Here is a 20,162-nt window from a genome sequence, read left to right as displayed (position 1 = left end):
TTTGCACTTTCTAATTCTTTGTTACAATGCCATCCAGCCGAGGAAGGCCAGAAGAACCGTTACGACTCCGAAAATGGTTACGATCTTCGTTTCCGACCAGCCGCCCTTCTCAAAATGATGATGAATGGGGGCCATGCGGAAAAATCGTTTGCCATGGCTTGCCTTGAAATAAGCCACCTGAATGATGACGGAAAGAACTTCTATGAGATAGATCAGACCGACGATCAGGATAAAAAGCGGCATTTTCAGCATATAAGCCATACCGGCTACAAAGCCGCCCAGAGCCAGAGATCCGGTATCACCCATGAAAACTTTGGCCGGATGACAGTTAAAGCAGAGGAAGGCCAGAAGGGCGCCTGCCATAATCAGTCCCATGACTTCCACCCCGCCCCCAAGGCGTAAAGATGCGGCTGCAAAAAAGAAGGCCACAACAAGAGTTACCGTCGATGCCAGACCATCCAGACCATCCGTAAAATTTGTCCCGTTGACCGTACCGATGACTGCGAAATAGAGGACCGGAATGGCAGCCCAGCCGATATTCACGGAATGGCCACCGGTAAAGGGAAGGATCAGATCCAGCGAAACATGAGAAAAATGTGTGATGTAATAGGCAAAAATCGTTGTGACAAGGATCTGCAAAAGCAGTTTTTGCCAGGCTTTCAAGCCATCGACCCGGTGGAGAATGACCTTCATGAAGTCATCGATTAATCCGATCAATCCGAAACCGAGTGTCAAAATCAAGACCGGAATGATCTTCGGATTCGAAAAACTATAGACAATCGTAGAGATCGTTACGGAAAGAAGAATTGCGATACCGCCCATGGTCGGTGTTCCGTTTTTCTTCTCATGTGACTTGATATAGGTTCTTTCGGTCTGGTCTATCTTTTCCTTATTCAAGAAATTGATCAAGGGAGGAAGACAGATCAGTCCGATTGCAAAGGACAAAAAAATCGATAAGAGTTCTATGATACTTATTTTCATTTTCATTTACCCCATTTCATCAAAACAAAGAGCCTCAAGCATTATACCACGGAATGCCCGACTTAATGATTTGAGTTTGCAGAAGAAGAAACCGTTTCGCCTGTCTCCTGAGAGTCGAAGGTCTGAATACCAGCTGCTTCTTCCTCCGCTATGGTCGGGATATTGAGATATGGCATGATCTGAGTAAGGATCTCTCTTGTGATATCCTTGGGCGCCGTGCTGGTCTCCTGATCATCCACATGCGGCTGATCCACAACAACATAAGTAACAAGCTGTGGATTCTCTGCCGGAACCGCACCGATAAAGTTCAAGAGGTAGTTTCCATTTCCACGTGGCAGTTTCTCAGCTGTGCCGGTCTTTCCGGCAATACTGTATCCATCCACAGAGGCTGCTTTACCGGTACCGTTTCGGACAACGGTTCTTAAATATTTCTTTAACAGATTTGAAGTTTCTTGAGAAATTGTTTGCTTCTGTACCACCGGCTCAATGGTTTTCACCACATTTCCGGAACTGTCCTGTAAGGCAGTTACGACGTGCGGCTGGTAGAGTTTTCCTCCATTGACGATCGAACAGAAAGCCGATGCCAGCTGGATCATACTGGTATTAAAGCCCTGTCCAAAGGAATTGACCGCCAGATTAATGGGATGCTTCAGACCATCCAGGTCAAAAATCAGGCCTGCCGTACTTGCCTCACCGGGGAGGTCGATACCGGTCTTCTGGCCAAAACCAAAGAGGGACTGATATTTGGAGAAGACCTCCGGCCCTTCTGCCTGAGCCATCTTAATGAGAGCCGAATCGCAGGAATCTCTCAGGGAATCCTCCACTGTCTCCGTTCCATGACCGGATCTCCGCCAGCAGTGAACAATATCCGGACCGATTTGATTCGCTCCGGTGCAAACGAAAGTAGAATTCGGAGAAAAAGATCCGCTTTCCAGTCCGGCTGCTACGGTAAAGGGTTTAAAGGTAGACCCCGGCTCGAAGGAAGCAGAAACCGTATAATTCTGCCAGAGATTATTCAAGAAGTTCATTTTGTCATCATCTGACATGCTGGCCTGCTGCTCCGCCGTGAAATAATTGCTAAGATCTCTCGGCTTATTCAGGTCAAAATAAGGATAAGAAACCATGGAATAGATGGTTCCGTCATTGGGATTCATCACGATGACTCCGATGTGCTCGGCTCCTGTGGCCTGGTCACCTCGAACCGAATCCGCCCAGTTTGAGACAACTTTCTCAACGGTCGACTGGATATTGGTATCAATGGATGTTACCAGTGTTTCCCCGTTCTTCGGCTCAATGACCGTCCGCTCTACATTGGAATCATCATTGACATAACCGTAGGAGCGGCCATTGACACCGTTCAATTCCGAATTATATTCCAGCTCCAAGCCATTGATTCCCTGATCTCCACTGGCAGAAAAGCCAATCAGAGAAGCCGCCATGGATCCGTAAGGATACTGGCGGACATATTCCTTCTCCGTCCAGATCCCATAGACTTCATTGTTTTTGGTCTTATCGGTCTTTCTTTTTTCTACAAGATCATCGAATTTCTTTTTTTCTTCATAGCTGACTTTTTTCGCCAGAACATTATATTGGGAATTCGGATGTTTTTTCAGATCTTTTCTGGCTTTCTCTGTATCAACCTCCGGGAAGCATTCCGACAAGGCTTCCATGGTCGGCTCGATCAGCTCGCTTTCTTTATTTAAGGCCTTGCAGTCCAGAACGACATTATAGACATCGATCGAAGACGCCAGGACCGTGCCCTTCGAGTCAATAATATTTCCTCTTTGAAAGGGGATCGTCTTACTGGAATACTCCTGCTGGGCCAGAACAATCTTTTCATATTTGCTGCCGCTCTTACTCTGTATATACATCAGGCGAAAAATCAGAGCAACAAAAAGAACGCAGATCAAGCAAAATACGATGAAGAGCTTTTTCTGCATTCTTAAAGTCAGTCTGTCCAGTTTCTTAACCTTGCGGGGTCTTTTTTGATTCCCGCCCCGTCTGTAGGGCCTGTCTCCATCAAAACGATAAGCCATACTCTGTCTCCAAGCTAATACTTTTTATTATTTCACATCATCATATTGATTCATGTAATCGCTGTCATCAACAGTATAGTAGACGATCTGCCCCTGGCCTGCATAGACCATGCCAAGAGAATTCTGAGCGGTCTCCTTGACCTGATTCAGATTTTCAGATCCACTGATCCGGTTCTTCTCAGCCGAATTATCGGCTTTTAAAGTAGAGATCTCATCTTCCAGAGAAGCAACATGACGCATGGTGGTCTGCGTTTCTGCCTGGAGATAGACATAGCCGAAAAATGTCGCTGCACAGAAGGCTGCAATCAGGCAGAGGCGGAAGGTATGGCGGCGGGATCTGGCCATTGCAGCTTTCTTCCGGTTTTCTCTCTCCCGGCGGGCCTTATTTCTCCGCCGTCTTTCCTCAGCATCTCTTTCTTCACGGCTGGGAATGGGAGCGGTATGTACTCTTACTGCATTGCCGTCATAACTGTATCTTGATACCTCTGTCATATTCAAATCCCCCTTTAATCGGTTACCTGAATTCTTTTCTTGCTTTTGTCTGTATCTCTTTCGAACACACGAAGATGTGCACTTTTGGATCTTTTATTCTCTTTTAATTCTTCTTCGGAAGGAAGAATAGGCTTTCTTGTAATGACCCTGCCCTTGGAAACGGCTCCGCAGACACATACCGGAAATTCCGGCGGACATGTGCAAGGGTTTTCATTTCTTCGGAAATTATTTTTTACAATATGATCTTCCAGGGACTGGAAGGTGATCACGCAAAGTCTTCCTTTTTCATTCAAGAGATCGATCATCCCGTCCAGACTGTCCTCTAAGACAGACAGTTCCCGGTTGAGCTCGATCCGGATGGCCTGATAGGTCCTCTTGGCCGGATGTCCGCCGTTTCGTCTGGCCTTGGCTGGAATGGCATGTTCAATGATGCGGTTCAGATCGCCTGCGGTTTCGATCGGATGATCTTTCCTCTCCTCTACGATGTGCTTTGCAATATTATGAGCGAATCGATCCTCGCCATAATCCCGAATGATCCGGTAGAGATCTTCTCTGGAATAAGTATTTACGATATCTCTTGCGGTTTTCGGATTTCTCTGATCCATCCGCATATCAAGCGGTGCATCCTCCTGCATATAGGAAAAGCCCCGTTCCGGTGTATCCAGTTGGAAGGAGGATACGCCAAGATCCAGGACGATACCGTCGACTTTTTTGATTCCAAGCTTATGGACTTCCTCCACCATGTTTTCATAATTAGAATGGATCAGAGTGACCTGATCCTTATAATCTGCCAGGCGTTTCCCGGCTGCTTCGATCGCATCCTGATCCTGATCAAAACAGATCATTCTGCCCTTGGGTCCTAAGTTCTGTAAGATCAAAAGCGAATGTCCTCCGCCGCCGACCGTTCCGTCGACATAGATGCCATCCTTTTTTATATTCAGATTGTCGATGGTCTCATGAAGGAGAACCGAATAGTGTTTGAATTCCATCTGTCTCCTTCCTGTCAGATACTAAGTCCGAGATCAGCCATATGCTCGGCGATCTCGTCCATATCCTGATCATCGTAAGCATTGTTCTCATCCCAGCGGCTCTTATCCCAGATCTCAACACGATCCAGAACTCCGACCAGGACCACATCCTTTTCCAGGCCGGCAAAGCTTCTTAAGGTTGCCGGAAGAAGGATCCGTCCCTGTTTATCCAGTTCCATCTGAGCCGCTCCGGCGAAGAAGAAACGGGAGAACTTACGGGCATCCTTGGTTGTCAGAGGGACTTCCCGGAAACGCTTCTCTATGTTCTGCCATTCTTCTTGTGGGTAGGCGAAGAGGCATCCGTCGAGTCCTTTTGTCACAACAAAGTTATCGCCGAGCTCTTCCCGGAGCTTGGCGGGAATGATCAGCCTTCCCTTGGGATCGATGGAATGACTGTACTCTCCCATGAACATGACGGACACCTCCTTTCTAATCGAAAATTTTAGAAATTAAAAATCAATCCTCCGAAAAGCAGTCGTGGCACTTTCCGCCACTTCGTTCCACTTTTCACCACTACAAACTTAATATTACTGTTTCACAGGCAGAAAATCAAGCAGAAAAGCCCGAGAAATCAAGCCTTTCCGAGGGGTGGGGAATGGTGGAGGATATCTCATTAAAAAAATGTTTCACCGGCAATTTGTGAAATCTTATCATCGAATTTTCTATATTTAGGTCATTTCTGTTGGACGAACACCAGATATAGTTCCTGCTTCTCTTGAAATCGGTCTAAATTTGCCCATAGAAAAAGCGCCCGGAAATTTTACGGTAAAATTTCCAGACGCTTTCGAAGCTTTCGGTCAAATTGTATTTAATTTTGTGCAATGTCTTCTTTTCTTTCCCTGTCTTTTGCCCGACGATTTCCAAGAATCAGCATGATGACACCGAAGACCACCATAATAGCAGCCAGAAGCTGGGAAACCGGGATGCTCGTCCCTGTGAGAAAGAGCTGGTCGGTTCGTAATCCCTCGATCCAGAAGCGGCCAATGCCGTAAGAAACGAGATAGGTCAGAAACTGCTGGCCGTGAAAGCGGACATGCTTTCTCATAAAGAAAAGGAGGAGAAAGACGCCCAGGCTCCAGAGGGATTCATAGAGGAAAGTCGGATGAACGGAAATATAATCCACGCCCTTGATGGTCACTAAATGCTCCATCATTTCCTTTGTGACTGCCTCTTCCTGACGCACCGCATCCAGGGGAATCTGCATGGCGAAGAGACCGTCGGTATAGCCTCCGAAGGCCTCCCGGTTGAAGAAATTGCCCCATCTTCCCAGCATCTGTCCGATGGGCAGGCCGATGATACAGGTATCTGCTACCAGAAGGAAATTCATTTTCTTGATGCGGCAGATCACAAAGACCGTGAGGATACCTGCCAGGACACCACCATAGATGGCAAGTCCACCCTGGCGGATGTTGAAAACGGAAAGGAGGTTATTCTTATAGCGGTCCCATGCAAAGACCACATAATAGATCCGGGCGCCGATTACGGAGAAAATCAAGGTCCAGATGGCGATATCCAGATAATTGTCTTCCGACTGGCCGGTTCGCTTGGCTTCATGAAGGATCATGATGACGCCAAGGATCATACCCAGGGCGATCACGCAACCGTAAAAAGCGACATTGAATCCAAAGAGATCAATGCTCTGTCCCACATGATTCAAAGTGATATGAAGATGTGGAAAACGTATGGTTTCCGTCATTGCATGCCTCCATTTTCATTCATATTGGTCCCTTGATCAGAAGGTTTTGTATCCTGATTCAGAGATCTCTCCTCCGCTTTCTGATCGTTAGGATCGATTTCCGTGAGATCATTTGTGATAAACATGGCATCACCGAAGCTGAAGAAACGATAGCGCTCCTTCACAGCCTCCCGGTAAGCAGCCAAAATATGTTCCCGGCCTGCCAGGGCACTGACCAGCATGATGAGGGTAGACTTTGGCAGATGAAAGTTCGTGATCAGGCAGTCAATGACCTTATAACGATAACCCGGATAGATGAAGATATCCGTCCAGCCGCTTTTTTCTCTCATTCTGCCATCGGGATCCGAAGCCGCTTCCAGAGTCCGGGTAGAAGTCGTACCGACGGCAATGACCCTGTGGCCACTGTCTTTGGCAGCATTGATCATGTCCGCCGCTTCCTTCGTCACCTTATAGTACTCCGAATGCATGTGGTGTTCGAGGACATTTTCCTCCTTGACCGGACGGAAAGTGCCGAGACCCACATGGAGAGTGATTTCCGCGATATTTACACCCATATCACGGATCTCCTGCAAAAGTTCCTTTGTGAAATGCAGACCGGCCGTGGGTGCTGCTGCGGATCCTTCATATTTGGCATAGACCGTCTGGTAGCGGTTCTTGTCCTTCAACTGGTGAGTGATATAAGGCGGCAGGGGCATCTGTCCCAGCTGGTCCAGAATTTCCTCGAAGATCCCATCGAAATCAAAGCGAACCAGACGGTCTCCCTCATCCACGATATCGATGACCTCTGCCTTCAAAAGGCCATTTCCAAAGACCAGTTTCTGACCGATCCGGGCATTTTTCCCGGGCTTGACCAGGGTCTCCCAGGTGGTATCTGACTTTCTGGTCAGAAGAAGGACTTCGACCTTACCGCCGGTCCCCTCCTTCTCGCCGATCAAACGAGCCGGCATAACCTTGGTATTGTTAATGACCAGGCAGTCTCCCGGACGTAAGAACTTACGGATATCATAAAAATGCTGATGCTTATATTCTCCTGTATTTTTGTCAAGAACAAGAAGTCTGGAATCATCCCTTTTCTCCAAAGGATCCTGGGCGATCAGTTCCTTTGGAAGATCATAATCGAACTCTTCCAGAGACATGGTTTTCTTTTCTTCAGACATAAAAATGAACTTCTTTCTATCTTTTATTTCTTTTTTCACGAACGGATCTCGACGCCGACATGAGACAGGCCGATAAGGATCCGGTCCATTGCCTCATTGACATCACTGTCAGACAGATTCCTGTCTTTCGCCCGGAAAGTCAGGGTATAGGCAACAGACTTAAAACCTGCCTGGATCCGGTCTCCCTCATAGACATCAAAGAGTTCGAAGGACTCAAGATATGCTCCGCCTTCCTTCTCGAAGATCTCTTCCAAGGTCTGCACTTCCATATCCTTCGGCACCAGAAGAGACAGATCTCTGGTCGAAGCCGGGAAGTTGGTAATACCGGTATACTTCCGGTCAAAAGATGCCAGGTCATAAATCACCGGCATATCGATAACGCCGATATAAGTTCTCTCCCCGAGATCATAGTTGTTACGGACCAGAGGATGGACCTCACCAAGGAATCCCAAATAACGTCCCTTGTAATAGATATCCGCCTGGCGGCCCGGATGGAGATAAGGTCTGCCCGCTTCGGCATCATAGACCGGTTTCTCATCCATGCCCATGGTATTCAAGAGCTCTTCGATGACTCCCTTCATATCATAGAAATCGCCGTCTCCATAGAAGCCCAGAGTCAGTGTCATTCGCTCATCCGGAAGTTCCGTCAGAGGCAGGGATTTGGGCAGATAGACATTGGCCAGCTCATAGAGATGTACATTTTTATTACGGCGGTTGTAGTTCGTGGCCAGCGAAGTCAGAATTCCGTTCAGAGACATGGTCCGCATGATACTGAAATCCTCACCCAGAGGATTGGCGATGGTAATGCAGGTCCGCTCCGGCGCATCCTTCGGAAGGAGAAGCTTATCGTAGACTTTCGGGCTCTCGAAGGAATAGGTCATGGCCTGGGAATAGCCCGCAAACTGCGCAACTTCTCTGGCCTTATTCTCGATCCGCTTCTTTAAGGAAAGCTTTCCTGCGGTAGAAGTTCCCTTCGGCAGTGTGGTCGGGATCTTGTCATAGCCATAGAAACGAGCCACTTCCTCTGCCATATCGGCATAAGTCAGAAGGTCCTGTCTCCAGGAAGGAACCAGAATTTCATTGGTCTTCTCGTCATAACCCAGGTCAATGGCCTTGAAGTATGCCAGCTGCGTCTCTGCCGGCACATCCGTCCCAAGCAGAGCATTGTAGCGATCCGGTTCAAAAGGAATACGGACACCCTCTCTCTTTCTCGGATAAATATCGACCACGCCGCCAACGACTGTTCCGGCACCAAGTTCCTCGACCAGTGCACAGGCACGGTTCATAGCCAGGATCGCATTATTGGGATCCAGTCCCTTTTCAAAAATACCGGATGCATCTGTCCGAAGGCCGATCCGCTTGGAAGACAGGCGGATATTGGTTCCGTCGAAGCAAGCTGCCTCAAAGACCATGGTTTTCACCTGATCCGTGATCATAGAGTTTTCGCCGCCCATGATACCCGCGATACCGACCGGCTTCTCGCCGTCCCAGATCATCAGCGTATTATGGTCTACATTTCTCTCCTGACCATCCAGCGTGGTAAAAGTATCGCCGTCATTTGCCCTCTTCACAAGGATCTTATGGCCCTCGATACTGTCGAGATCATAGGCGTGCATGGGCTGGCCGTATTCAAGCATGACATAATTCGTGATATCCACCAGGTTATTGATGGGACGGATGCCCTGGGATCTCAGACGGCGCTGCATCCAGGCAGGAGAAGGTCCGATGTGGACATTTTTCACGACTCTTGCCGTATAGCGGCTGCAAAGATCATCTGCATCGATTTCTGCGGAAATATAGTTCGATACGTCATCATCATCTCCGGTTTCAGGGACTTCCGGGAAAGCGTGCTTTAAATGGAATGTCGCCGCAGCTTCTCTGGCAAGGCCCAAAATGGAGAAGCAGTCGACCCGGTTACTGGTGATCTCGTATTCGATGGCTGTGTCATGAAGTCCCAGGGCTTCGATGGCATCATCGCCAGGCTTTACATTACTTGCAGGGTCGAAGATATAGAGGCCGTTTTCCGGTGCTTCCGGGAAAAGTTCCCGACTTTGACCCAATTCCTCGATGGAACACATCATACCATTGGAGGGAACACCTCTTAATTCGCCGGCCTTGATCTTGATACCGCCTTCGGTCTTCGAGCCGTCATGGCCGCCTGCTACCCGGCCGCCGTCCAGAACGACCGGAACCAGCTGGCCCGGCTCACCGACATGGACATTGGGAGCGCCGGTCACGATCTGTATGGTCTCTGTTCCGATATCGACCTGGCAAATGACAAGCTTATCTGCATTGGGATGCGGCTCGACCGACTTGATCTGTCCGACGACGATTCGATCCAGGTCTTTGTCAAATTGTTCAAAGAATTCAACCTTGGAACCGGACATTGTCATTGCATCTGTATATTCCTGTGGTGTGCAGGACAGGCCGGGGACCAGGTCCTTGATCCACTGTAATGAAGTTCTCATTGATGTTCTCCTTTTCAAATGTTATTGTTTTCAAGCCTTCTTTAAAACTGATCCAGAAAACGGATATCATTCTCATAAAGAAGCCGCATGTCATCGATCTCGTCCTTCAAAAGCGTGATCCGCTCCAGGCCGATACCGAAGGCAAAACCGGTATAGACTTCCGGATCAATGCCGGACATGGCAAGCACCTTAGGATGAACCATACCGCAGCCTAAGATCTCGATCCAGCCTTCGCCTTTACAGAAACGGCAGCCCTTGCCGCCGCACTTGAAACAGGAGACATCCATCTCTGCAGACGGCTCTGTGAAGGGGAAGTGATGAGGGCGGAACTTGACCCGGGTATCCTGACCGAAAAGTTCCTGAACAAACTGCTGCAGAGTTCCTTTGAGATCCGACATGGTGATCCCCTTGTCGATCACCATTCCTTCAATCTGATGGAAAGAAGGAGAATGGGTCGCATCCACTTCATCGGCACGGAAAACACGGCCGGGAGCAATCATTCGGATGGGAAGCTTACCCTTTTCCATCTCACGAACCTGAACCGGGCTGGTCTGAGTACGAAGGAGAATGTCTTTTGTAATATAGAAGGTATCCTGCTCGTCCTTTGCCGGATGGTTGGCCGGAATATTCAAAGCTTCGAAATTGTAATAATCCTTTTCGATCTCCGGTCCTTCTACGACAGAGAAACCCATGCCGATAAAGATCCGCTGAACTTCATCCAAAACAGATGTATTGGGATGCGCATGACCGATGGCATGCTTTCTGGCCGGAAGGGTGACATCGATTTTCTCAAAGGCCAGCTTCTTCTTCAAAGCTTCCGCCTCCATTCTCTTCTTCGCCTCTTCCAGCTTCTCCTCGACGGCTGTTCTGGCTTCGTTCACCATCTGGCCGAAGGCAGGACGTTCTTCCTTGGGGAGATCCTTCATCGTATTCATGATCTGTTTCAATTCGCCCTTCTTACCAAGGACAGAGACACGGATCTGGTTCAAAGCGTCCAGATCTTTTGCATTCTGGATCTGGGCTGCTGCTTCTTCCCGGATTTTCTGCAACTTCTCGTTTACCATCTGCTACTCCTTCTCTACTGATGTATGTTTTACACTAATTCAGGCATTTTAGGCATAAAAAAAGTCCGCCGGAGCTTCACATGCCCCAGGGACGAAATTCAAAATCCGAATACCGCGTTACCACCCTGCTTCCATTCCCTGAAAACACCGTCAAGGCTCATAATAAGTCTGATCATCGGAATGGCTCTTCATTTGCAACTTACGTATGCCTTACGTCTTATCCTACGCAACATTGGATCAGAACGTATGGATCTCTTGATCCTGTACGTCAATCCATTTACTCTATGCCTTCAGATAAGAAGCTCCCGCATGAACTTCACTGCATCCATAGGTATTCTCAGCTTTTCCTTCATACCCTCTCTGTCTTCTATACCTTGTCAATGCAAAGCAGAGGACGCAGACTACTAAATGCGATCACAGCTTTTGTATATCCCCGAAATGACGTGCCTATGCGTTTGACTCCTAGCATAAAGCCAGGTGGGTGTCCGCACGTGATCTTCTGCCTTCCACGACGAGAGGCCTGACATCCGATCCCAAATATAAGATTCCCGTTTAAAGTACTTGTAGGTTCAATTAACATAGGTGAAATCGTGCATTTCAGGTTATATGCATTATAGCAGGAACGAAAGAAAAATACCAGTCTAATTATTTTCTTCGACGGCGTAAGTTTATATTCGGATTTTATGGGTAGGAGAACACCCTGGATACTGCTGATAAGATATCAGGCAACGAAATGCTGGCTCCACTATACTTCTTATTTTCCTGCAGCACAAGGCTGAGCTTCCACGAAGCCACAGATCTGCTTACTTCTCTTAGCTGCCTTTTGGCCTGCGTCCCCAGCCCCTGTCAAGGGCAGGGCCGCGGAGCGGTGCTATGCACCCTTGACAGGGACTGCGGCGCAGGCTTTTCTTTCGCCTAAGAGAAGTAAGCAGCCCTCTGTTCACCTTTACGGCTCACAGATCCCAAATATTTCTTTCCAGATGGACATACTTCCTTGATCCTTGCGGTATGCTGGCCTGGAGCTTTTCGATATACTTGCCATAGTTCTTCTGATTCTTCCTCTCTTCGGCCAGCATCTCACTTGCGGAATAGATCACTTCTGCTTCTCCTCCTGCCGCCACAGGAAGCTTCTCAGACTGTTTCCTTACCAGTTCCAGCATATCTCCGCCATTCTGATAATACGCCCGCAGCTGAGCCATCTTTTTCGCACCTGTACGGCTCCAGCCCATCGGCCTCGAGCTCATCCGGCTGGACAAAAGGTGACTGACATGGCCTTCCGCGCTACAACCGATCACCCCATCCTGATGCAGCAGCCTTCTTCTCGCTGGCATCCAGTTGTTCAGAAAATACGTTCTGGCCTCCTCGATCCGGGCTACCCCGCTCGCATCCGGGAGGCAGTCTCTGAGCCGATTCACGATTGCATTGAATTCTTCTTTGTCCCATAGCGAATCGCGTGATACAGCTCTTTTCGCGCGTCTTCGATGCTGTCTTTCATGTGACTGGTCAGACGGATCAGGTATTTTGACAGATGAAATTCATCCATCACAAAGATCAGGCCATGGATCCGCTTCATCCCGGATTTGATCCATCCGCCACCGTCTGCGCTCAGATAGATCCGCTTGATCTGATCCACCTCGTAGGTATCACAAATATACCGGTAGATCCGATCCCAGAACGCATTGTTCTCTTTCTCCCCACAGACATCTGCGAAATACCGGGGATTTTTCAGATGATGCCGCTTACTCTTTGGGGCATCCGGCTCGATTCCCTCATGGACATAGACCATCTTGCTGATCAGTGAGTTGTTTTTCCGGCCGTCCGCATTCTGCACCAGATCTCCTTTCGCATTCTGGAATTGCAGAGACACATGGTCCTCATCGGCCTCTATATAGAGATAATCAACGACCCGTTTTGTTTCCGGCTTTTCCCATTCATCCGGGATCTCAAGCGCATGCAGGCGGTCTTTTACGGCCTCTTTACTGACTGCGTCGGGTGAGATTGTGCTTGCCTCCCCTCCACGACGATAGGAGGTCTGTACGGCTTCCGTGAGGAGACGTGCTTCGGCATCCTCTGTGAGTCTGGCATGTGGGCTGAGCCCAAGGATCCGATCGAGCAGGTAGGCCATCTCCCCCGATTCTTTATTCGTAAACAGAGTTTTTGTGAAATCGACCGCTCCAAGAGAAGTAACAAGCTTTTTATGACAGTTTTTTTCGATGACCCATGATTGCTTTCTCTTTCCGCTTTTCCGGATCTGCTGATCGATCTCTTCCAGGGTCTCCTGGATCATCAGCACTCCAAGGGTACGAAGTTCATCAGAGATCCCGTAGATGAAGGAGGCCATGTCTGTAGGATCCTCATAAAATTTTTCCTGAAGTTTCTGAAAAATATTGATCGACACGTCCGAAAAATGCTGTATACTCTTATTCATAGAGAACATCTCCTTTGCAAGGTTTTTTGGTTTTCCGCTTAATACCTTATCACAGGTGATGTTCTCTTTTTATATTTTTTCCGACTAAAACTTTACGCTAGCATTTTCTTCCCCCTTAACTCTTTACGCTACTGCATTTGCGTTTATTTTCTCTATGACCTTTCGAATCGCACTCCAAACCGTTAAATCAGTAAATATATCAACTACACTTCCCTGATCTGTAAACGGCGGTTCCTGAAGCACAGAAAGGTCTGTCATCATGCCGTTGTGAACGATATATTCTACAATTTGATTTACAAAATAAATCTGTCTGCTATCAAGATTCGTATTCTCAAGGAACTCTGAGAATGCTTCCTTAGCAGCATTCATATCCATTCCAACGATACTACGGACAAACTCACCCAATGGCTTCTGACCATACTCCTTCTCGTAATCTTCCCTGGTTCCGACTTCTTTCCAAAGGATTTCTTCCAAAGATTCAACATCGACATGAGTCAGTGGCTGATTTGTACGAAGCTTCGCAATAACAATATTATCCTGGTGCTGACGAATATAATATTCTGCTTTCGCCTTATAATTCTTCAACTCATCATTTTCAAGTTCAGATTCATTCCACTGTGTATCCAAAATATCATCCGAAAAATCTGTGTTATATATAACACCATCATATGGCAAATACTTCATCAAGTTTCGTAAGCTTTCTCGGATATGTTCAAAATCATCTATACCAGCTCGCTCAACATAATCCGTATTAAGTATTCTTTCGATTAATTCTTTTTGTGCGACAATCTCCGGAATGTTAGCAACCTTAGCAATCAAGCCAACCTTTTTGAATAAATCTGATTTCAAACGGCCATACTTTTTCCCCGCAAGCTGTGCTAATTCTAATCCATACATCAATGCATCAAAACGAACTGCTGAAGCCTCATCACTATCCGGCAAAATCAACGGAGCCAATTCTTCGCGAACCAATAATGTATCCTCATATGTAAGCGTCTGATAATTACTCTCAGAGGAATATAAATCCACATACTTAATATGCTGACGAACCGCAAAGTTTTCGCGATTTAATTCTTTCACTTTTCCCGTCATCGTTTGAACCAGCTGATTACGATAGGCAATCAGTCGATCCACCTGATAATTAATGTCCTGAAGCTTATAGGCAATCTGGAATTCCAGATTAAATACTGCTCCTTGTAAAGCAATCATATTGGCGGTCGGACGACCTTCTCCCATTCGGAAAAATTCAAAATTCCCGCAGAAATCAAAGATATAGAACTTGTTCTTATCTTCTCCATCTACAAGTCCCGGACAAAGTCTGGTACCACGGCCAATCATCTGCCAAAACTTTGCTTTACTCATTACTTTCTTGAAAAATACAAGATTCAATACTGCCGGTACATCAATACCCGTATCCAACATATCTACCGATATGGCAATCTGCGGCATCTTCTTCGCATCAGAAAACTCATCGATTGCACTCTGAGCATAGGTCATATAATTATCAATGACCTTCGCAAAAGCCTGACCGTTTGCTCCACTGGCAAGATTTGGATATTCTTTATTAAACACTTCCAAAATCTTTTCTGCATGCGCATGATTCTTGGCAAAAATAATTGTCTTACCAATCTTTTCTCCATAATTAATCTTCAGCGCATCTCGCATCACAATATGTAGCACCTGACGAATCGTATCCTCATTGAATAACCATGTATTTAAAGCAGAAGAGTCTATCTTCTCCGGAATCTCTCCATTTTCATCTTCAAATGTATCTTCGTAGATTTCCTTCTCTTCTTCCGTAAGCTCTGCGTAACTAATTCCCTGCTCTATGAATTTCAGTTTTGTTTCTACAGACATATAATCTACTAAATATCCGTCTTTTACTGCCTGCGCCAGATCATATCCATAAGTAGGAACACCATTTTCAAGTTCAAACACAGAATATGTATTCTTATCGATATCATCCTTTGGTGTCGCAGTTAATCCAACAAGTGGTGCATCAAAATATGTAAAAATATCCTTGTATTTGTTGTAGATAGATCTATGTGCTTCATCACAGATGACAAGATCAAAATGTCCACACGTAAAAAGTTTGCCATCCTCATCTGTCACCGAATCAATACATCCCATCATCGTCTGATAAGTAGAGAACACACAATGAGAATTATAATTATCCTTTTCCTCACAAAGGTTTGTGCAAGACAAGTCAGGAAGCAAATTCACAAAACTTCTCTTTGCCTGAGTAACCAATGAATTTCGATCTGCCAGGAAAAGAATATTTTTTACCCATCCGGCTTCCAAGAGAACTTTACATAAGGCAATAACGGTTCTTGTTTTACCGGAACCTGTTGCCATTACAAGAAGTGCTTTTCTTCGGTTCTTTTTATCAAAAGCATCACAGACAGCCTTAATTGCAGCTTCCTGATAATAACGACCTGCTATGTTTTTATCCACTGATATATGATTTAAGCTCGTTCTCATAGACTGGAGATTATAAAGCTTCTCCAAATCACGTTTTGAATATATTTCAGCTACTTTTCTCTCTGGGTACTGATTATCTACAATACGAGTTTCAAAGCCGTTTGTGAGAAAAACTACCGGTCTTCTGCCGTACTCTTTTTCTAAAATATCTGCATATAATTTTGCCTGCTGACGCCCTTTCGCTACATCCACGCAGGTTCTTTTTGCTTCAATAACAGCAAGTGGCTTATGTGCGTCGTCATATAATACATAATCTGCAAAGCCCACCTCGGACTTATTTGGCATTCCCGGCAGTTCTACCTCATTGATCCAGTCCTTACCTTCCGTCCAACCGGCATCAATCAGCATGGAATCTATATAAATCTTTCTGGTCTTATACTCTGACAAATCAAGAGGCTTTGGTACATAAGTCTGCTGTTTCTCCGCACGACGCGCGGATAAAGTCTCTTTGAGAGATTCATTCTCATCACGAAGCTTTTGTAAATCAATATCCTTTTGTGCAGAACTCTCAATTTCCTTCTGAAGTTCAGCTTTTGTAGCTTCCGCCTGTGCACGGTTTTCCTTTGCTTTCTTTTCTCTTTCTGTAATAAGATTTGGATCAAAGGCACGCTCTACATATAAATCTGAATAGCAATATGCAATATAATCCAGATAGATAAAAAGATTCTCCAGGCAAAGCATCGCTTCATCTCGCCCCAGCTTCTTACCGCTATGAGCCACATTGTTCCCGCATCTACGGATGAAATCCATTCTCTTCCACAAATCCGGCCCAATAATCTGACGATATTCTTCTGCGTTCATTAAGCTCTGCAGATTATCCCGATATGGCATCTCAAGTTCCTTATCCACGGAATACATCCATTTCAAAGCAAACTCCATAGCACGGCGGCTATTAATAATACTTGCTTCCGGATCCATCAGAATAATTCTCTCTGCAGAAATCGCTACATCAGCAAAGCTCTTAAATTTTGGTTCTTCTTTTAAATAATCAAAATTCGTTGTCATATAACCCCCTTAGAGTTCTAGATATCTCTACGACGATATACTTCCAACTCTAACCATATATTTACATATTACATCATTTTCCTTCGCAAATGGGCATGTACACATGCATTCCTTCGGATGGTTCACATCAATAAAAACGTCCTATTTCGTCTTTCCACTACCGGCTACAATTGCAGAATAGCAATCTTTCCCATTCTCATGTAATCAAGAACTTTATCCTGTTTGTAATATTCGATAGCTCTCCAAACAATCTTCTTGGGAAACTTTTCTACAATGCCTATACTCTCTCCATTTATGCTGCTTTTAAAGCGACAACTTTTGATTTGTCGACTTGTTTAATAAAAATCGCAAACTCATTTTGTAACGCTATTGGAGGCACAAAACCTTTCAACTTTGCTATCTTTCCCTGAAATAAATTCGCCTGAGATGATGCTGTCTTAACCTTATCAATCTGCTGTTGTACATAATCAGATGTGATCATATATTCAGCGAACACAGGATTAATAAAATCTTTAAACCTAAGAATTGCCGTACTTCTAACCATCTGGAACTTCAACCCTTCAGGAACACAGCAGCATCGCCCTATCGTGCCAGAACAAGATAGTAATACATCTCCAGCTTGAGGAATAACGCGTTTCGAAATACGTTCATACTCTTCTTCATCTATATAATCGACATCATCAAGTTGCAATCTATGATTAAGAACATTTCTTGCTGATAACAGATATATCCCTTTATCCGTTTTTCTTGGAGTTGCATGTTCACCATCAGTAATCAAGTCTGTAAGATCTTCAAATTTCTTTAAATCCCATCCTAAGGGATTAGTATTCAAATCACCAAAGAGCTCGACAAATCGGGCTCTGATGAGTTCATCCAACTTGTCTAGCTGAGACTTTCTTTCTCTAATAATGGACTCTAACAAATCCATCATATCCATACACTTTTGTTGTTCATCACGGCTTATCTGTGGTACTGCTATCTCTTCTAAAACATTTTTTCCAATAGCTTTAAAAGTACTTCCTGTTCCCTTCTGATTTAGGTCATTATTTCTGGCTTTTAACAAATGAAATACATAATTTCGCTCAGCTTCATCTTCTATAGTTATTGCTGCTAAACCTCGTCCTATGCAACATTCATCTTTAGCATAATTCAACGCACCGATAGGCGCTCTTACAGAAATTAAAATATCCCCTGGTTCTGCCACTTTTTTAGGTTCATTGCACCAGACTCTTTCATTTGGATATAACTCACCAAAATCAGCATTACCTTGAAAGAATGGTAATCCATCTTTTTCTTCGTTATAGCTAGATGAATCTGGAGACTGTCCCATCGTAATTTTTGCTATATCCTTTAACGCTTTATATTCCATCTATCATCCCTACAAATCTCAATTTATAGGATGTATTATTATTTCTTAATGATATGTGGATTTGGAAAACCATCTGTGAAAACACGAGTTAAGTATTCATCACAATTCGGGCAATTTACTTCTTCAAAATCGCGATTTCCTTCCCATACAGATTTATCATTATATTCAACAACCATACCACAATTTGGACATTGTACTCTTTTCATCTAAAGTTCTCCTAAACTATGATATATATTTTCTATGCGACGCCTTTACATTACTCTGATTCACCATCGCATATTGCATTGTTGTATCGATTTGTGAATGTCCTAAAATCTTTTGTACCTGTTCAATCGGCATTCCCTTATCAATTGCTCTCGTAGCCATCGTACGACGAAACTTATGCGGATGAATCCTCGTCAAATTATTACTTCGTCCCAAAGAACGCATTCTTATTTCTACACCACTGATTTTCAGCCTATCATGCGGAGCATCTAGTGTTACAAACAGTGCCTCATTATCATCTACACGACTAGATAGATACGCTTGCAAATGTAATTTTGATTTTGCATCAAAGTATACTCTTCTCTCTTTACCGCCTTTACCCAAAACGACACATTCTCTGGCTTCAAAGTCCACATCAGAAATATTCAGATTCACAAGTTCTCCGACACGAATGCCCGTGGAATAAAGCAAATCAACTATCGCAAGATCTCTCTTGCATTTACAACTATCGCGAAGTCTCTCTATGTCCTCGTCCGTAATTATTTCTTTTACCTGTTGATTCGTCTTAATCTTATGAATCCGACGCATCGGACTTTTAAGATTATAATTTTCTTCCTCAAGCCATGAAAAAAAGCTAGATATATTACGCCGAACATTATCAACCGTCACCTTGCTACAGCCATTCCACTCTTGGTATCGTGACAAGTAACTTCTCATATCCTCCGTAGTAATCTTGCGAATTGGCTGATTCATAACAGTCAGCATTTTTTCAATCGTTACTCGATAGTATTGAATTGTCCGCTTTGAACAACCTTCTATTGTTTTTGCCGCCAAAAACATTTGCAAATATTCTCGATTTGAAATTTGCTTTTGCTTTTCAATTCTTCCTGAAAAAGCATCCAGCATAACTTCCTGAAGCTTCTTCATTTGTGCAATTGAAAGATACTCCGACATCTCATTTAATATAGTGACAATCTTTTCTTCCATACTGGTAATCCTTTCTTTACCAGCATCCCTACAACCACTTTATTTATCCAAAATACTCTTGCATCAAACTATCAAATAATAATTGAGCCTCATCCAGCGCTTTCTGCACTGCAACTTTTGATTTGTCGACTTGTTTGACAAACTCTGCAAACTTTTCTTGTTCTTCAATAGGAGGAACAACAATCTTTGTCTTTTTGATTTCTCCCAAATGCAGATTCGGAACTCCAATTCCTTTCAGGCTACTATCAAATTGATGTTTCGTCTCAATAGAATTGACCGCAGAGCACAGATACTCTGATGTCACCATGCCTAACGGACGTAGAAGAGCCAAGCTTACATAAATATCAAAAACATCATCTCTATCTACGATTGCGGCAACTCCTGTTGTTCCATTTTTCGCAAGCAAAATATCGCCTTTTCTTGGGCTAATTCTTTTATAAAGCTCTTTGTGCAATTCTTCGGGTATGTATTTCAAATGATTCCAGTCAACCTTACCGGAAGTAACATCCTTTGATGACAAAAACTTATACCCATTAACGGCATCTTCCGTATATGTTGGAGTTTGATGAGTACCATCTTTAATGGGCTCGCATACATCCTGTAAAGTCATTACTTCATATCCAAACTTGTTATTGCTTATCGAGCCAAAGAGCTCGACAAATCGGGCTCTGATGAGTTCATCCAACTTGTCTAGCTGAGACTTTCTTTCTCTAATAATGGACTCTAACAAATCCATCATATCCATACACTTTTGTTGTTCATCACG

Annotated in this window: 16 protein-coding genes and 1 other RNA gene; all 17 read right to left on the bottom strand. The window is 44.8% G+C overall.

What is annotated here, in order from left to right; genetic code table 11:
- Positions 1-21 precede the first annotated feature (21 nt).
- The gene (gene mraY / locus ACKX2L_RS10780) at positions 22-987 is read right to left on the bottom strand and encodes a phospho-N-acetylmuramoyl-pentapeptide-transferase (RefSeq protein ID WP_497553272.1); all 966 of its coding nucleotides are present in this window, start codon (positions 985-987) and stop codon (positions 22-24) included.
- Between the two features lie 56 nt (positions 988-1,043).
- Entirely contained in the window at positions 1,044-3,017 is a 1,974-nt protein-coding gene (locus ACKX2L_RS10775) for a peptidoglycan D,D-transpeptidase FtsI family protein (protein WP_497551431.1), read from the bottom strand.
- Positions 3,018-3,044: 27 nt separating this feature from the next.
- The gene (locus ACKX2L_RS10770) at positions 3,045-3,509 is read right to left on the bottom strand and encodes a hypothetical protein (protein WP_497551430.1); all 465 of its coding nucleotides are present in this window, start codon (positions 3,507-3,509) and stop codon (positions 3,045-3,047) included.
- 14 nt (positions 3,510-3,523) lie between these two features.
- Positions 3,524-4,498, bottom strand: coding sequence for a 16S rRNA (cytosine(1402)-N(4))-methyltransferase RsmH (gene rsmH / locus ACKX2L_RS10765; protein ID WP_497553271.1), 975 nt, complete (start codon positions 4,496-4,498; stop codon positions 3,524-3,526).
- Positions 4,499-4,512: 14 nt separating this feature from the next.
- A complete protein-coding gene (gene mraZ, locus ACKX2L_RS10760) occupies positions 4,513-4,950 on the bottom strand; it encodes a division/cell wall cluster transcriptional repressor MraZ (protein ID WP_497551428.1) in 438 nt (145 codons plus the stop codon).
- A gap of 395 nt (positions 4,951-5,345) precedes the next feature.
- Positions 5,346-6,233: a prolipoprotein diacylglyceryl transferase gene (lgt, locus tag ACKX2L_RS10755; RefSeq protein ID WP_497553270.1), complete on the bottom strand. Its 888-nt coding sequence runs from the start codon at positions 6,231-6,233 to the stop codon at positions 5,346-5,348.
- Entirely contained in the window at positions 6,230-7,369 is a 1,140-nt protein-coding gene (queA, locus tag ACKX2L_RS10750; RefSeq protein ID WP_497553288.1) for a tRNA preQ1(34) S-adenosylmethionine ribosyltransferase-isomerase QueA, read from the bottom strand. The genes lgt and queA overlap by 4 nt, the downstream gene beginning before the upstream one ends.
- A gap of 56 nt (positions 7,370-7,425) precedes the next feature.
- Positions 7,426-9,858 (bottom strand): phenylalanine--tRNA ligase subunit beta, encoded by a 2,433-nt coding sequence (gene pheT, locus ACKX2L_RS10745; protein WP_497553269.1) that lies wholly within the window; start codon positions 9,856-9,858, stop codon positions 7,426-7,428.
- Positions 9,859-9,899: 41 nt separating this feature from the next.
- The gene (pheS, locus tag ACKX2L_RS10740) at positions 9,900-10,922 is read right to left on the bottom strand and encodes a phenylalanine--tRNA ligase subunit alpha (RefSeq protein ID WP_497551425.1); all 1,023 of its coding nucleotides are present in this window, start codon (positions 10,920-10,922) and stop codon (positions 9,900-9,902) included.
- 426 nt (positions 10,923-11,348) lie between these two features.
- A non-coding RNA gene (ssrS, locus tag ACKX2L_RS10735) (6S RNA) lies at positions 11,349-11,529 on the bottom strand.
- A gap of 346 nt (positions 11,530-11,875) precedes the next feature.
- Positions 11,876-12,442, bottom strand: coding sequence for a UPF0236 family transposase-like protein (locus ACKX2L_RS10730; RefSeq protein WP_497553287.1), 567 nt, complete (start codon positions 12,440-12,442; stop codon positions 11,876-11,878).
- Positions 12,334-13,350, bottom strand: coding sequence for a UPF0236 family transposase-like protein (locus tag ACKX2L_RS10725; RefSeq protein WP_497553268.1), 1,017 nt, complete (start codon positions 13,348-13,350; stop codon positions 12,334-12,336). The genes ACKX2L_RS10730 and ACKX2L_RS10725 overlap by 109 nt, the downstream gene beginning before the upstream one ends.
- A 123-nt stretch (positions 13,351-13,473) precedes the next feature.
- Positions 13,474-16,836, bottom strand: a complete 3,363-nt coding sequence (locus ACKX2L_RS10720; protein WP_497553267.1) for a DEAD/DEAH box helicase family protein — start codon at positions 16,834-16,836, stop codon at positions 13,474-13,476.
- 292 nt (positions 16,837-17,128) lie between these two features.
- The gene (locus tag ACKX2L_RS10715; protein ID WP_497553266.1) at positions 17,129-18,205 is read right to left on the bottom strand and encodes a restriction endonuclease subunit S; all 1,077 of its coding nucleotides are present in this window, start codon (positions 18,203-18,205) and stop codon (positions 17,129-17,131) included.
- A 38-nt stretch (positions 18,206-18,243) separates the two neighbouring features.
- Positions 18,244-18,411 carry a hypothetical protein gene (locus tag ACKX2L_RS10710; RefSeq protein ID WP_497553265.1) on the bottom strand — a complete coding sequence of 56 codons (168 nt, stop codon included), beginning with the start codon at positions 18,409-18,411 and terminating at the stop codon, positions 18,244-18,246.
- A 16-nt stretch (positions 18,412-18,427) separates the two neighbouring features.
- On the bottom strand, positions 18,428-19,396 hold the full coding sequence (xerA, locus tag ACKX2L_RS10705) for a site-specific tyrosine recombinase/integron integrase (RefSeq protein WP_497553264.1): 969 nt from the start codon (positions 19,394-19,396) through the stop codon (positions 18,428-18,430).
- A 43-nt stretch (positions 19,397-19,439) separates the two neighbouring features.
- On the bottom strand, positions 19,440-20,162 hold a 723-nt coding region (locus tag ACKX2L_RS10700), incomplete at its 5' end, for a restriction endonuclease subunit S (RefSeq protein WP_497553263.1).

Source organism: Porcibacter vitabionis (genome assembly GCF_046263795.1).
Taxonomy (GTDB): domain Bacteria; phylum Bacillota; class Clostridia; order Lachnospirales; family Lachnospiraceae; genus Lachnocurva.
Note: the sequence above shows the minus strand (reverse complement) of the source record. Positions and strands in the feature narration are given on the sequence as shown.